At 44.4% G+C, this 14,097-nt stretch carries 19 protein-coding genes and 2 pseudogenes; 10 read left to right on the plus strand and 11 right to left on the minus strand.

The annotated features are described in order from the left end of the window. Nucleotides 1–52 precede the first annotated feature (52 nt). From AC0WRU_RS15245 to AC0WRU_RS15255, 3 genes are all read right to left on the minus strand, one after another. Complete coding sequence (locus tag AC0WRU_RS15245) at nucleotides 53–466, minus strand: hypothetical protein (protein ID WP_476125396.1); 414 nt, start codon at nucleotides 464–466, stop codon at nucleotides 53–55. Next, nucleotides 427–921, minus strand: a complete 495-nt coding sequence (locus AC0WRU_RS15250; RefSeq protein WP_476125397.1) for a glycoside hydrolase family 66 protein — start codon at nucleotides 919–921, stop codon at nucleotides 427–429. The genes AC0WRU_RS15245 and AC0WRU_RS15250 overlap by 40 nt, the downstream gene beginning before the upstream one ends. Nucleotides 922–1,338: 417 nt before the next feature. Then, nucleotides 1,339–2,343: a LacI family DNA-binding transcriptional regulator gene (locus AC0WRU_RS15255; RefSeq protein ID WP_476125398.1), complete on the minus strand. Its 1,005-nt coding sequence runs from the start codon at nucleotides 2,341–2,343 to the stop codon at nucleotides 1,339–1,341. 431 nt (nucleotides 2,344–2,774) lie between these two features. On the opposite strand from AC0WRU_RS15255, the gene AC0WRU_RS15260 reads away from it, so the two are divergent. From AC0WRU_RS15260 to AC0WRU_RS15295, 8 genes and pseudogenes are all read left to right on the plus strand, one after another. Beyond that, nucleotides 2,775–3,179, plus strand: a complete 405-nt coding sequence (locus AC0WRU_RS15260; RefSeq protein WP_476125399.1) for a hypothetical protein — start codon at nucleotides 2,775–2,777, stop codon at nucleotides 3,177–3,179. Between the two features lie 91 nt (nucleotides 3,180–3,270). Then, on the plus strand, nucleotides 3,271–3,567 hold the full coding sequence (locus AC0WRU_RS15265; protein WP_476125400.1) for a hypothetical protein: 297 nt from the start codon (nucleotides 3,271–3,273) through the stop codon (nucleotides 3,565–3,567). A 289-nt stretch (nucleotides 3,568–3,856) separates the two neighbouring features. After that, the gene (locus tag AC0WRU_RS15270) at nucleotides 3,857–5,119 is read left to right on the plus strand and encodes an ABC transporter substrate-binding protein (RefSeq protein ID WP_476125401.1); all 1,263 of its coding nucleotides are present in this window, start codon (nucleotides 3,857–3,859) and stop codon (nucleotides 5,117–5,119) included. Between the two features lie 76 nt (nucleotides 5,120–5,195). Continuing rightward, complete coding sequence (locus tag AC0WRU_RS15275) at nucleotides 5,196–6,062, plus strand: carbohydrate ABC transporter permease (protein ID WP_476125402.1); 867 nt, start codon at nucleotides 5,196–5,198, stop codon at nucleotides 6,060–6,062. After that, entirely contained in the window at nucleotides 6,059–6,880 is an 822-nt protein-coding gene (locus AC0WRU_RS15280; protein WP_476125403.1) for a carbohydrate ABC transporter permease, read from the plus strand. Before AC0WRU_RS15275 ends, AC0WRU_RS15280 begins: the two co-directional genes overlap by 4 nt. 31 nt (nucleotides 6,881–6,911) lie before the next feature. Continuing rightward, entirely contained in the window at nucleotides 6,912–8,606 is a 1,695-nt protein-coding gene (locus AC0WRU_RS15285) for a glycoside hydrolase family 13 protein (protein WP_476125404.1), read from the plus strand. Between the two features lie 97 nt (nucleotides 8,607–8,703). After that, nucleotides 8,704–9,113, plus strand: a pseudogene (locus tag AC0WRU_RS15290) (IS30 family transposase); the annotation flags it as partial. Beyond that, a complete protein-coding gene (locus AC0WRU_RS15295) occupies nucleotides 9,019–9,366 on the plus strand; it encodes a site-specific integrase (RefSeq protein ID WP_476128656.1) in 348 nt (115 codons plus the stop codon). The pseudogene AC0WRU_RS15290 and the gene AC0WRU_RS15295, both read left to right, overlap by 95 nt. 508 nt (nucleotides 9,367–9,874) lie before the next feature. Here AC0WRU_RS15295 and AC0WRU_RS15300 read toward each other — a convergent pair. After that, nucleotides 9,875–10,030, minus strand: a complete 156-nt coding sequence (locus AC0WRU_RS15300; RefSeq protein WP_155985492.1) for a hypothetical protein — start codon at nucleotides 10,028–10,030, stop codon at nucleotides 9,875–9,877. 117 nt (nucleotides 10,031–10,147) lie between these two features. Here AC0WRU_RS15300 and AC0WRU_RS15305 point away from each other — a divergent pair, with 117 nt between their 5' ends. After that, entirely contained in the window at nucleotides 10,148–10,360 is a 213-nt protein-coding gene (locus AC0WRU_RS15305) for a helix-turn-helix domain-containing protein (RefSeq protein ID WP_476125405.1), read from the plus strand. Nucleotides 10,361–10,727: 367 nt separating this feature from the next. Here the strand turns inward: AC0WRU_RS15305 and AC0WRU_RS15310 are convergent, their stop codons facing one another. The 5 genes from AC0WRU_RS15310 to AC0WRU_RS15330 all read right to left on the minus strand — a co-directional run bounded on the left by AC0WRU_RS15310 (nucleotide 10,728) and on the right by AC0WRU_RS15330 (nucleotide 12,897). Further along, on the minus strand, nucleotides 10,728–11,117 hold the full coding sequence (locus AC0WRU_RS15310) for a LytTR family transcriptional regulator DNA-binding domain-containing protein (RefSeq protein WP_476125406.1): 390 nt from the start codon (nucleotides 11,115–11,117) through the stop codon (nucleotides 10,728–10,730). A gap of 17 nt (nucleotides 11,118–11,134) precedes the next feature. After that, nucleotides 11,135–11,287, minus strand: coding sequence for a cyclic lactone autoinducer peptide (locus AC0WRU_RS15315; RefSeq protein ID WP_476125407.1), 153 nt, complete (start codon nucleotides 11,285–11,287; stop codon nucleotides 11,135–11,137). 6 nt (nucleotides 11,288–11,293) lie between these two features. Then, the gene (locus tag AC0WRU_RS15320) at nucleotides 11,294–11,809 is read right to left on the minus strand and encodes an accessory gene regulator ArgB-like protein (protein WP_476125408.1); all 516 of its coding nucleotides are present in this window, start codon (nucleotides 11,807–11,809) and stop codon (nucleotides 11,294–11,296) included. Nucleotides 11,810–11,813: 4 nt separating this feature from the next. Beyond that, nucleotides 11,814–12,440: a hypothetical protein gene (locus AC0WRU_RS15325; RefSeq protein WP_476125409.1), complete on the minus strand. Its 627-nt coding sequence runs from the start codon at nucleotides 12,438–12,440 to the stop codon at nucleotides 11,814–11,816. Between the two features lie 124 nt (nucleotides 12,441–12,564). Then, on the minus strand, nucleotides 12,565–12,897 hold the full coding sequence (locus AC0WRU_RS15330) for a YolD-like family protein (RefSeq protein WP_476125410.1): 333 nt from the start codon (nucleotides 12,895–12,897) through the stop codon (nucleotides 12,565–12,567). A 159-nt stretch (nucleotides 12,898–13,056) separates the two neighbouring features. Here AC0WRU_RS15330 and AC0WRU_RS15335 point away from each other — a divergent pair, with 159 nt between their 5' ends. Beyond that, nucleotides 13,057–13,404: a hypothetical protein gene (locus tag AC0WRU_RS15335; protein WP_476125411.1), complete on the plus strand. Its 348-nt coding sequence runs from the start codon at nucleotides 13,057–13,059 to the stop codon at nucleotides 13,402–13,404. A gap of 49 nt (nucleotides 13,405–13,453) precedes the next feature. Here the strand turns inward: AC0WRU_RS15335 and AC0WRU_RS15340 are convergent. Continuing rightward, a pseudogene (locus AC0WRU_RS15340) lies at nucleotides 13,454–13,756 on the minus strand (NucA/NucB deoxyribonuclease domain-containing protein); the annotation flags it as partial. Continuing rightward, nucleotides 13,708–13,881 carry a hypothetical protein gene (locus AC0WRU_RS15345; protein ID WP_476125412.1) on the minus strand — a complete coding sequence of 58 codons (174 nt, stop codon included), beginning with the start codon at nucleotides 13,879–13,881 and terminating at the stop codon, nucleotides 13,708–13,710. The pseudogene AC0WRU_RS15340 and the gene AC0WRU_RS15345, both read right to left, overlap by 49 nt. Nucleotides 13,882–14,097: the final 216 nt, after the last annotated feature.

Here is a 14,097-nt window from a genome sequence, read left to right on the forward strand (position 1 = left end):
TTGTTGAAATTTGTGACTCAGCTGTTAATTTTCCTTTGTTCTCCTCAAGAAGCTAAGGAATATTGTCATGCGTGAAATACAGTGTGAAGTTATTTCCTTGAAGCTGCAGGTTCTCTGCCTGTAATCCTTCCGCAACAGCGACCTGAATTAATATCCGATTGTATTTTTCCTCATTGACCGCGATTGTGATTTTCCCATCAACCACTCCGCTTAAGTCCTTCGCCTGCAAGACGAGTGCACCTCGTTCCGCCACTTCAGGTGTGGGCGTAGCCGACGTCCCTGCAGTTATTCCCGTTGATCCGGGGGCTGCGGTCGCTGCCGGTGTCGGAGTTGCGCTTGCAGTCGGCGACGGGCTTTGGGGGTTAGATGCGTCGTCATTGAAGATTGGCTGAACCGCTATCGTCTTTGGCGCTTTGTCGATATAAATCATTGTCCAATACTGCAGTGATGGCAGTTCAATCCGCAATATGTCACCATCCCAGGTATAATCCAGTTCTTGTGACAGACCATGTTCAGCGTCAGAGTAGCGGCATAGACTTTCAGATTCGGCGCTTCTTTCTCCGTGATACCGATATCGTATGACACTTTCAAAGAATGGAGGGTAGCTGGCTCATTTGCTGCATTTCTCCAGTTGTCGTCATTGTTTAGCAGGTTGATCAAATGTAGTACATCATATCGTTCAAAGCCTGTATTCGAGTCATTTTTTCTTACAGTTGTCCAGAGCGTATTCTCAGTTCCGTCTTTGCTTGTTGCCAATTTGCCGCCGTCTGCTTCTACGGACACAACAGCGGATGAATCGGCCTTGCTGCCGAACAACAGGTTTTCATATGCAGCATTAAATTTGTAGTATTCCTTCATGGACTCCTTGGTGGATTCCAACATTTTTTTGCTACGGTTCGGATAGTATTCATGGGCAAGCATGTTGGGGCCTTCCGATTGCTGCTCGGCTGTATCCAACTCAATATGGTTGCCCCCATGGATGCCAGACCGGCATCCATCAGCCGTACGGACGGCTCATTAAAATAGCCAGCCGTTACACCGCGTAGTCGGATCGTTCCGGAAATATCATCCTCTTCCATACTCAACGTAACGGTATGGGTTCCTGACTCCATGTATGGAATAATCACATATCCGTCTCCGCTGTACTTATCACTGCTCTCTGTGCCGTCTAATGCAATTTTCAGATCTTTGCCAAGTGAATCCTTGGCACGTACGCCTTCAATATAAACCGAACGGGTCGTTTTGCCCCCCCGGGTTGAAATAGGTGAAGATCAGACTCTGCTCTCCCAATTGGGGTATGCTTTAGGTTAAACGTTTACGTAAAATTGATGGAAAAACTCAGGTAAGTGTTCTTACCGTTTGTCTTTCCACAATGGAGTGGTTGAAGATTTGACTTTTCGCGGTTTTTCCCGATTCAATCATGTAGATCAGCTTCTCGGAAGCGACCTTTCCAATGTCATACAGCGGCTGGCGAACCGTAGTCAATGGAGGTGTAACCATCTGGGCCAGCCTAAGATCGTCGTATCCCATGATAGAAATGTCCTCAGGTACATTCATTCCATGCTTCGTGACTGTCGAAAGTGCTCCAATTGCCATCTCGTCACTAGCAGCGAAGACAGCAGTAACCTCCGGTGCTTTCCGCAGTAGTACTTCCATAGCTCTGCCGCCGCTTTCATATAAGAAGTCTCCATAAACGAGGTAACGGCTGTCAAAAGAAATGCCGTGCGCTTCCAGAGCTTTGCGGTATCCCTCGACTCTTGGAGTACCGGCGATGGGGTCACCCTTGGTTCCGCTGATCATGGCGATTTTACGGTGGCCTTTGCTGATCAGATACACGACAGCGTCATAGGAAGCCTGATAGTCATCCACCTTTACATAAGGCACATTGGCGAAATCCGTTTGGGAAGAGACTAGCACCACCGGGACTTTCATGTTCTCCAGTACGTCATAATACTCTTTCTTGAGCACCTCACTGGAGAAAATAATTCCATCAACCTGCTTCTCGCGCAGCAATTGCAAATACTTCAGAGTGCGTTTGCCGTCTTGATCGGTATTGCAGACCATCACGCTGTAATTGCGGTCATGGGCGAATTCGTCGATTCCGTGAAGTAGATCGGAAGAGAAGGCGCTCGAAACATCGGGAAACATCACGCCGATCGTTTGGGTACGCTTGTTGATCAGTCCGCGGGCAATTGCGTTCGGCTGGTAGCCAAGCTCCTTAATGGTCTGGTCTACTTTTTGCTTCGTTTTGTCCGAGTACCCGCCTAAATTATGCAGAACACGGGAGACTGTGGCAATGGATACATTCGCCTTCTGGGCCACGTCTTTAATTGTGGGGTTCATGTGATCTCCTACCTGTCGGTTAACAGTGAATTAACGTTTTCGGTTCTGGCATATGAAGATTGCAAAAATTAACGTAAACGCTTACCGAAAATATACGTCTTGAAATCCGCTTTGTCAACTGAAATTAAAAACTGAAGACAAGTGAAAGAAAAATGATTAGAATAAATCAGTAAACGTTTACTAAATATTGCAAAGGGGTGGGATATTCGAAGTTCGATAGTGGCTAAGCTAGTGCTGGTATTTGGAGCGACGGTTGTACTTCTTATCTCCTTACTGGGGGTCTTGTCCTATAACAAGGCCAAAGAAACTATCAGCAATAATGCCGCAGCAACCAACAGACAAATGATTTTACAGACCTCTGAGATATTAGACTAGGACAGTATGAAACTCTGGCTACGCAGTTGTTTTATGACCCAGAGCTGCAAGCATCAATGATTGAGCTATCCAGGTACAATGAAGCAACCTATGATTATGCAGTAACCGAAGACAGTATCAGCAAGAAGCTCTCTAATCAGATGTATGATTTTTTGGAAACTGAGAATACGAGCTTATGGATTCCCTCACAGGAGGATGAAACATCGCAATTAAGCATTCAATTGGTTCGTTCGCTGGGCAGTATGGCTGAAGCGGGATCCCGGTATATTGTGGTTGTAGATATTGATTCTGCCGTTCTTGAGGACCAGTTGAAAGCAATGGATTTAGACCATGGCGAACTTCAATTATTAACCTCGAAAGGAGAATTTCTCATCGGTAAAAGTGAGGAGGATGGCAGTAATTCAATTGATGTCGGGGCTATCCTTGGCAAGGAGACAGGAGCTTCGAGAGCAAGAATATAAACGGAGAGAAAATGATCATCGCGTATAGATCAACTAAAACTGAATAATTGGATACTCGCTGAAGCAATACCCGTTAGTGAGCTAGTGAAAGATGCGAAAGGAATTCTCTGAGACCTACCCGTTATATGATCAGCAAATGCAGGCGGCATGGGAGACAAGCGGTATTTTTGCTTCTGTCAAAGCAAGCACCGAGGGATTTAGGAACAAGCTGAACGCAGTATCACAATCTATTGAAAGTTTCGCGCTCTATCAGCAAACACTGCTTGAAACTATGGACAATGTCAGTGCTATAGCGCAGGAGACCTCGGCTACTACCGAGCAGGTGAGTTGCTTTGTCAACGACAGGAACATATTGGGGGAGGTCTTGTCGCTTTGTCCCATACACTGAATACATTATCTAGCCAACTTCAGGATAGTTTAAATGTTTTTGAGGTAGAAAAATAAATAAGCATTGACAAAAGAAAAAAAAACAGATAGATTCTAAAGTAAGCGTTTACGCAATGATTATTCAACGTAATGGGAAAATAAAATATCATAATTTGTGATTAGGTAAACGTTTAATTCCAGCGTCGTTTGGCTCGGACGAGGAAGAGGAGCTTCTAATTAAAATTATTTTTTTTACCCATTTACGTAAACGTTTACGTCATATTAAAAATAATAATCAGGGGGATTAATCAATGAAAAATGCACTTAAACTCATAACTGTCGGCCTGCTGACCGCCTCTCTACTCAGTGCTTGCGGAAACAATGCAGTAAACAATGATGCCGCTGCAGGCAATTCCGGCACCACCTCCGGCGAGAAGGTCAAGATTGAATTCTTCCAGAACAAGACGGAAGCCAAGACCACGTTCGATAAACTGGTCGCCAAATTTAACGAAGCCAACCCGAACATCGTGGTCTCGCAGATCAATCCGCCAGATGCTGAAACTGTACTGAAGACCCGCGCCGCCAAGAAAGACATTCCCGATGTCGTTGGCCTGGGTGCTACCGACACCTTCAAAACCCTATCCGCCAGCGGACTGTTCGAGGACTTCACCGGCGATCCGCTCGTAGACAGTATCCAGCCCGCTTATGTCAAGATGCTGAATGACCTGACTGGCTCCAGCGAACTGAACGGGATTCCATTCTCCGCCAATGCCAGCGGCGTCATTTACAATAAAGCGATGTTCTCAAAAGCCGGTGTTACGGTGCCGACGACTTGGGATGAATTCATTGCCGTTGCCCAGAAGTTCAAAGACAGCGGTAAGAACGCCTTCTACCTGACACTGAAAGATTCCTGGACGGCACTGACTCCGTTCAATTCCCTGGAGCCAAGTATTCTCGGCACAGATTACTTCAAACAGCGGACCGAAGGCAGTGTGAAATTCGCCGACAGCTTCCGCGAGATCGCCGAGAAGCAGCTGAAGCTGTCGGAATTTGCTCAGAAGGATATTTTCGGCAAAGACTACAATGACGGCAACACCGCATTCGCCAAAGGCGAATCCGCGATGTACCTGCAAGGGGTCTGGGCCATTCCGGAAATTGTAAAGGCCAATCCGGCGATTGAACTGGGCGTCTTCCCGTTCCCGGCCACGAATGATGCGGCGAAGAACAAAGTCATCTCCGGTGTGGATACGCTGTTGACCATCTCCAAGAGCAGCAAGCATAAGGATGAGGCCAAGAAATTCGTGGAGTTCCTGCTCCAGCCTGAGAATGTGAGCCAATATATCACCGAACAGAAAGCCTTCCCGGCAGTGCAGGGCGTAACCCAAGACGATCCGACCATGGATGGCTTCAAAGAAGCCTTTACCTCAGGCAATCTGGCAGACTTCGCTGACCATTATACCCCTGGTGCCATGAAGGTGGACACCATTATCCAAGGTTTCCTGCAGAAGAAAGACATCGACGCCTACCTGAAGCAACTGGATACGGAGTGGGATAAGGTTGCTGACCGGAAATAACCCTTAAAACTAGAAAACAGCGAGAAAAGGGGGCAGCTCTTCCCTTCTTCTTCGCTTGTCCAAGGAGGATTAAATAATGTCCAAACGCCGAGTTGCCTTTTACTTGATGACTATACCGGCACTGCTCCTGTTCTTTGCCTTTCACACCTTTCCGGCACTGCAGGGCATTTATTACGCGTTCACGAACTGGGACGGCTTCAGTGACAGCTTCGATTATGTAGGATTCAAGAATTTCATCAACATTTTTAAGGATGAGAATGTGCTGAATTCCTACCTTTTCACCTTCAAATATGCAATTGTTACAACGATTCTCATCAATGTAATCAGTCTGATGATTGCGCTGGGACTGAACGCCCGAATCAGAGCCAAGAACTTTTTCCGAGGCGTGTATTTCCTTCCCAACATTCTCAGCGTGCTGATTGTCGGCTTTATTTTCAACTACCTGTTCTCTAATGTCGTTCCTATTTGGGGCGAGAAGCTGGGCAGCGAATTCCTCTCGCAGAACATTCTCGGCAATGACGACTGGGCCTGGATCGGGATCGTTATTGTCGCCGTCTGGCAAGGGGTCGCTTACAACACCATTCTGTATCTGGCCGGTTTGCAGACTATTCCGCAGGATCTTTATGAGGCTTCCAATCTGGACGGCGCAAGCCGCTGGAGAGAATTCTGGAGCATTACTTTTCCGCTGCTGGCTTCCTTCTTCACCATTAATATGGTGCTCGCAATGAAGGGCGGCCTGATGGTCTTCGATCAGATTATTGCCTTAACCGGCGGTGGGCCGGGGCGCGCCACGCAATCCATTGCACTGTTAATCTACACCGGGGGGTTCCAGGGGGGAGAATTTGCCTATCAGTCGGCAAACGCCGTGATTTATTTTATCGTGATCGTCGTCATCTCCGCCCTTCAGCTTAAATTTCTGCAGAAACGAGAGATGGACCTATGATCAAAAAATCAACCAACTGGCCTGTGACGATTATTATCGCTCTCGGCTCTCTGCTGATCCTGTTTCCACTGTACTTGACTATTGCCATCGCGCTTAAGAATCCTGAGGAGATGGCCCGATCCATCTTTGCACTGCCGACCGGCCTGCATTTCGAGAACTTCGCCAATGCCGTTAAAGCGACTAATTTCTTCAATGCCTTGGGGAACAGCGTCACGATTACAGTGACGGCCGTAGTATTCATCCTGCTGACCAACTCTATGGTAGCCTACGCCATTGCACGGAATATGAATAAGCGTTTCTTCAAAATGCTCTACTTCTATTTTATTAGCGCTATGTTCATCCCGTTCCAGATTATTATGCTGCCTGTAGTCAAGGTCACCACAGACCTGCACATGAACAACATTCCAGGGCTAATTATTCTGTATATCGTGTATGGCTTAGCCTTCAACGTCTTTGTCTATGTCGGTTATATCCGCTCTATACCTTATGAACTGGAGGAAGCAGCGACCGTGGACGGAGCCTCGACCTGGGGAACCTTCTGGAAAATTATCTTTCCGCTGCTTGCCCCGGTCAGTGCTACCATCGGCATCTTATCGTGCTTGTCCACCTGGAATGATTTCATGCTGCCGCTGGTTATGCTCGGTAACCAGGATTCCTACACCCTGCCTCTTGTGCAGTATGTCTTCCAGGGCCAATTCAGCACGGATTTCAACCTGGCTTTTGCCTCGTACCTGCTGGCGTTGTCCCCAATGATCATCATCTACTTGTTTGCCCAAAAATGGATTATTGGCGGCCTTACCCAAGGATCCATTAAATAACACATCTATATAGAGACAGGAGATTAAACTAATGGATAAAAAATGGTGGAAAGAAAGCGTAGTGTATCAGATCTATCCCCGCAGTTTCAAGGACAGCAACGGCGATGGGATCGGAGATCTCCAAGGGATTATCTCAAAACTTGATTATTTGAAAATGCTTGGGGTTCATGTGGTGTGGCTGTGTCCGGTATATCAGTCTCCCAATGACGACAACGGCTACGATATCAGTAATTACCAGAGTATCATGGATGATTTCGGCACCCTCTCAGACTGGGAGGAACTACTTGACGGACTTCATACCCGTGGTATGAAACTGATTATGGATCTAGTAGTCAACCATTCCTCAGATGAGCACGCCTGGTTCGCGGAATCGCGCAAATCAGCGGATAATCCTTACCGGGATTATTATATCTGGCGTCCGGGCCAAAACGGGCTGGAGCCGAATGACTGGGGTTCCTTCTTCAGCGGCCCGGCGTGGGAATATGATGAGCAAACCAGGGAATATTTTCTTCACCTCTTCTCCAAGAAGCAGCCAGATCTGAACTGGGACCATCCGCAGTTGCGCCGGGAAATTTACGACATGATGACCTGGTGGCTGGACAAAGGAATCGACGGATTCCGCATGGATGTAATTAATCTAATCTCAAAAGTTCCGGAATTACCCAGTGTTGCGCAAGAAAGCAGCAGCGTCCGCCCCGCTTATCATTTTGGCGGAAAATATTTTGTAAACGGGCCACATGTGCATGAATATCTTCAGGAGATGAACCGTGAGGTGTTGTCGAAATACGACATCATGACCGTGGGTGAGGCCATTGGCGTGACTCCTGAAGAAGCTTCACTGTACGTCGCCGAGGACCGTAACGAGCTCAACATGGTCTTCCATTTCGAACTGATGGAGGTTGATTCAGGACCGGGGGGCAAATGGGATGTGCGTCCGTGGAAGCTGGCGGACATAAAGTCCATTATCTCCAAATGGCAGACCGCTCTCCATGGCAAAGGCTGGAACAGCCTGTACCTGAACAACCACGACCAACCGCGGATGCTATCCCGCTTCGGCGATGATATCAATTACCCCAAAGAGTCGGCCAAAATGCTGGCTACCCTGCTGCATACGCTCCAGGGTACACCATACATCTACCAGGGTGAAGAAATTGGCATGACAAATGTAAAGTTCGGCTCCATCAGTGATTACAAGGATATTGAGATTCTAAATATGTACAAGGAGTATCTGGCTGACGAGCATTCGGAGGAATCCATTATGAACTCCATTTATATTAAAGGCCGGGACAATGGACGCACCCCAATGCAATGGAGTGCGGAGCTACAGGCCGGATTCACTACTGGCACACCTTGGCTGGCCGTTAACCCTAACTACCGTGATATCAACGTGGAGCAAGCCTTGAAAGATCCTGATTCCATTTTCCATTATTATAAAAAGCTTATTGAGCTGCGCGGCCAGCATGAAATTATCGTATATGGAAGCTATATGATTTTGGCGGAAGATCATGAACAGGTCTATGCCTATCTGCGCAGGCTAGGAGAAGAGCAATTGCTCGTGGTATTGAACTTCTTCGGTAAACCGACAACATTCATGCTTCCTGCTGGCATCGATTTCCAAGAACAAAAGCTGCTGATCTCCAACTACGACGTAGATCCGCTCACGGAAATTATTTCAATGGAACTTCGGCCTTATGAAGCGCGGGTATATTTGCTGAAACATGCTTGAGTAAACCGACACTAAAGGAGCCATTATGGCTCCTTCCTTTGTTTATGCTGTAGCAATCCAAGAACTCTGGCCACCACCGCTGATGTGATAGATTAGGTCAGTGTTCATTGAACGCAAAACGCGTCTGTATACCGCGATCAAGATGCCTGACCGCACGGCGCTATCGATGGAGATTGCCTTTGGCGTAGCCGCTTCCCAGTACCTACCGGAGCCTTCCAGACCGCTACCGCTGACCGAGGCAAGGAGTTTGCTTGTTATCTCAGCCTGGAAGCTACGCATGGAGTTCAGGTCTACTTTGCTGATCCTTACTCGTCCTGGCAGCGGGGCTCAAATGAGAATGCCAATGGCTTGCTGCGAGAGTTCTTTCCCAAAGGGACGGATTTTGCTCATATCACGGATGAAGATTTGGAGAATGCCCTCTATCTCATCAACCACAGACCACGAAAATGTTTGGGCTGGAAGACTGCTCACGAATCCTTTTCAGAAGAACTGTCGCACTTGGCTTGACAATCCGTCACCCGGTTATATTACACAGAACTTTACTATAACTCTTAAAAAACATGGCCTACGTCGAATCCGATACCACGATCTTCGTCATAGTTACGCAAGCCTCTTACTCGCCAATGGGATTAGCATGAAAGAAATCCAAGAATGGTTGGGACACAGCAACTATTCTACTACAGCCAACATTTATTCTCACTTGGAATACAGTTCCAAAGTATCTTCAGCATCAACGATGAGCACTGTTCTGATCTTTTAATAAAAAAGATCGCATTGCCCTCAATATTTCATGAGAGTCATGCGATCTTCTCCTCGTTCCCTCCTTGGAAAAAGGAGAGAACTGCAGGAGAGAACTCAATAAAAAGTTCTCTCCCAAGCTGTTTCAAAAACCAAGGTTTTTCGGAAAAAACCCTTTTAAATCAAGGATGCCGAGGACCGGGATCGAACCGGTACGGTAGTCACCTACCGCAGGATTTTAAGTCATGAGTTTTTAATATACTGTAACGGCATACAGTTTCGAAATCCAGTATTATCAAGGCTTTTATATGTTCGTATATGTTCTCATTTGGACTGTATTCTATACAAAACACTACAGTTCGTCCCCAATTTGTCCCCAATAAAAAGAGCAGAAGGATTAATTCCTTACTGCTCTTTTTGCCTTCTAGTAAATGCAAAATCAACATCCGCCGATCATAGGTTTGCGGGTATTATCTTCTATTATATGTGTTGGTACTGCCCCACTGACAGTTTATTGTGAATCGTGATAACTATTCTGAAATTAAAAAGTGATACACAGATGAGGGGGACTCCGCCTCAACTTCTGCTGGCAATTCCATATCAAAAGCAATTGCCATGGATTTTACAAATATTTCGGCATTTTCCTTCTCAACATCCCATGGTATATCAATTTGATACTTTTTCATATATGCACTTCCTTCATATCATTCATTTTGTATATAAGGTCATGGTTTACTGCTAATATGTGCAATGTTATAATCGTTGAGAACATTTTTCAAAATCCTTAAGGAGATTGATTTAATTTGCGTGTCTCCCGTGGGAGATGCCGACTAAAAATCTTACTCAAAGAACGTCGTATGAAGCAAGTCGATCTTGCTAAACGAACAGGGTACAGCGAACAATTGATCTCAAATTGGGCCAACAATAGAGATAAAATGTCAGCTGATGTAATGTTCAATATTGCATTTGCTCTTGACTGTCAGGTCGAGGAGCTATACGAACTGATCTATGAGTGAGCCTGCCTGTCGGCTCTCCCTCGGGGAAAACTATGGCTAATCCATAGTTGCACCTCTTCCTTAAATTGCTTATCTCCCACGCCCTTTCGCTCTTTTTTATGGCATGTGTTTATCGGACAAGCACTTCGCTATCCCCTCCTGTTTACTTATATTTAAAGACCACAAGATGATTATACCAATAATCCTACAAATATTAGTTTGCCATAACCATACTACTATTAAATCCCAATATTAGGCGTTTTGGCAACATAAATTCATCCTACGAATTTTGTCGAATATAGTTGGCTTTTTCGACAAAATAACACATGATTTTATTTAAATTACATTATACATTTCGACAAAAAAAGAGCCCTTCAACTATGGCTCTTTATGTCAATAAAATATTTGAATTCAAACACAACAAGTTTTCACGGACGGTTTCAAATTTGTGATATGCAAGAAAACATTTTTTTGTTTCTCCATCAAGTCCTACATCGAAGTATACACATCTTTTTTTAACATTCAATCTAGTAATATTGTCCACGTTAATCAAATAATAACGATCCGCTTTAATAAAATTGTAACCACTATTGTTTAACGTATTAGCCCAATAAACAAGACTTGAATGTAAGTAATACGTTTTGTATTGCGTGTGAATAATAATACGGTCTATCGCTCCGCTATACATACCAAAAAAGATATCCTTGATCAAGATGCTTGTTATGCCGCCTTCTATTTCTTTAGTGACAGAAATTAAACCTTCAGTAATTTCGTTCATACAAAGTCAGCTCCAGCTTATTTCATTAGCTCTTCAGGCGGGCTTGGGTTGTACACAAATACTAAACTCGCAACCATAACTGTCAGTATCGCAACAGAGGACAAACAGGTAGCGAAAGCATAGTAGGTACTTCTTCTTAATCCCATTATCTTTCCCGTATTTTTTTTCATGGTGTGTCACCTCCTTAGATGAATTAACAACAGACACTGTGCTAAGAACCCTACGGCTGTAACGGGATTAACAAACCAAAAGTTGCAGCCAACGACAATAAGTGCAGCCACTTTCAATAACGGAAAGTATCGTGGGGGTATGCGCGTTTGGTTCTCGATCCCTGCGGGCGCATACAAAAGGATGAGTAACATACTGACGATTGTGGCCCTTGTTGTCCATACATGATTAAACTCCACATATGACAAAACAGTGAATAACAGTACAGAAACCACTACGCAACCCATACCACTTTTAAGATGTACTCCGCCTGTCATCTGCCGTAAAAACGCAAATGCGGCCATTAATGAAACGACCTCTCTCACCTTGCCCGTAAATAAAGCAACGACAACTGTAAAGACGATAATAAAGAACATATTAAGGAGTACAGCCAGTGCATGCTTTAAAACTGCAACAGAGGCTGGATGGTCTGGTACTACGCTTTTGATGTGCTGTGCCAACCGCAATGCCAATGGCTCAATCATCCGATCAGCCCTCTTCCCTTTCTTTTTTTAGTGCATAATATAAAAACATCCCAGCCGCCAGAGCGAAATATAGAATTATTAGAACAAGATCAGCCGCATACATAACGAAAGCTGCGGCAGCAAGAGACATGAGAACAAGGAAAGCTACTATAGTATGTTCCCACTTTAGACGCAACCGCTCGAAGTCAAACGTAAATCCAATACGAAATCTATAAAGGAACCACGATATTAAAAACACCAAAGCACTTGTTATCGCCTGTAGTAAACCCCCTTCGTCAGTGTTCGGTAGTTGCGCAGTTTCAACTCCTTTAAATAGTGAAGCAAGTAGTATAGCCTGTACCATACCGTACAAAAAAATGCCTGATATAGATATTATGCTCGACCATATTATTGGTACCTTTACGACTGTAGCTAACAAGAAAGAGAATAACAAGATGTTTATAACAGGCGCTAGAAATGACAATGACATTTCCTCTCTAAGTACGTAACTCTGGAGATTCATTAACAAGCTTATAAATAGAGCTTGCCAAGCATAGTCAATCCCTTTTAATCTGAACATGGCAGTCATTAAGAAAAAAGCTGCCATAGCCTCCGCAGTTGAAAAAAGCAAGAACCTAATAGGCTCCCACATAACACATATCCCCTTCACATAAATGGTAACAAATATCCTTTAATTCTATATTTGTTACTTGTTAGAGGCAATCCAATTACCAAGTTATATGGAAGTATTTATGTATTATGTGAGGTAATTATTTTCAGTTTGTCGAAACTATATCCTCCAGCTTAACCCAGCTAAAATCATCTTCCCCACGAGACAGCTTTACTTCCCTTCTACTGGTGTTAATAGACGAAACCACACCATCCATCAATATATCATCAAACGGGCTAAAAACAGTCACGCTGACAGGCTGGCGCAAGTTATAAGAGTCTATTAGAGCCTGCTCAATCAATCGCATCTCTTGGTCGTCGAGTTCTGGTTTACCCCGGCGCTGGCGATCTTTCATAAGCTTTAAATAAGCCTCCTTATGTTCCGGTATGATAATCCGGCTGCTTTCCCATAAGCCGTTACCTTCTAATTTTTTAGACATGTATGTAGCCTCCTGTTGTGTAATGTACAGATTATATTACGAACACACGTTCTGTACAAGAGTTTTTATTTGCCGCTTCTAAAACTTTTGTACTAGAAAAATATTCCTAGGTCTGATAGACTAAATACAAATATTTACTTATGTAGGGGTGGGAGCAAGATGGGTGCTAAAAATCGTGTGATTGCGGGAGATTACAACGGTAAATTAATTTCGCAGGCTTTCGGAATAGTAATGTTATCTACAGGTCTTTTTTCATCCTTTAATTTGGATAAGGAAACGATTGAAAAATATGAAATTATGGACGAAACGCATACAAAGAGCGCAGCCAGCGCAGTAGGTAGAGGCTTAGTTGGAGGTTTCTTGCTTGGCCCAGTAGGATTGCTTGCCGGTCTTTCCGCTAAACAAATAGGGGTTCATACGATTGCCCTACAGTTTAAAGATGGAAAGCGTAGCCTTATTGAGGTTGATGAAAAAATATATAAAACATTAATCAAAAATTGCTTCTGAAAAACAGAAAAAGCTCTGCCAACCAAATTAAGGTTAGCAGAGCTTTTTACTATTTAACAATAAACCTCACCTTAGTTCCATTAGCATACTTATCTAACTGATGACTTACCCATGATCCTGCTCCCCTGTTATCACTAGGGGTTATGTATCGGATATCTGCACCTGCGCCACCTTCAGCACACATTGCCATTGGCCACTCGTCACGGTCATATCCCTTTTTAGTCGGAATACCTTTTAAAGACTCTTTCCTGTTTTCCTCGGCTCCATCCCGATCAATTGTACATACCGCAGAATGTCCGGCTGCTATTGCATCTTTGATATGTGCCCCTGTTTCTGGATAGCGGAGCTTGGGAACTCCAACGTATACCCAGCTGCTGCTTGGTGGTCGATTGCTGCCGGTTCAGCATAGACACCTTGTACGGAAAAGATAGCTGCCAGTAAGAATACAATAAATCCTTTTGCGATTCCTGTTATCATATGACACCTCCATAGTTTTAAATCTTCTCTATACTAATTGGAGGGTCATGTCGAAGTATCGCATAGCTTGTCGCAAAACAAAAAAAGATCTTTTAGTTTTGGTGAACTAGAGAGAGTAAAAATTTAAATCCACTATTAAACTTTATTTTGAATATATAGACATAAATGTTTAGACATGTTTTTTCGCTAGATGTACCATTAATGTCATTAAACCAT

This window comes from Paenibacillus sp. 1-8 (assembly GCF_056316205.1).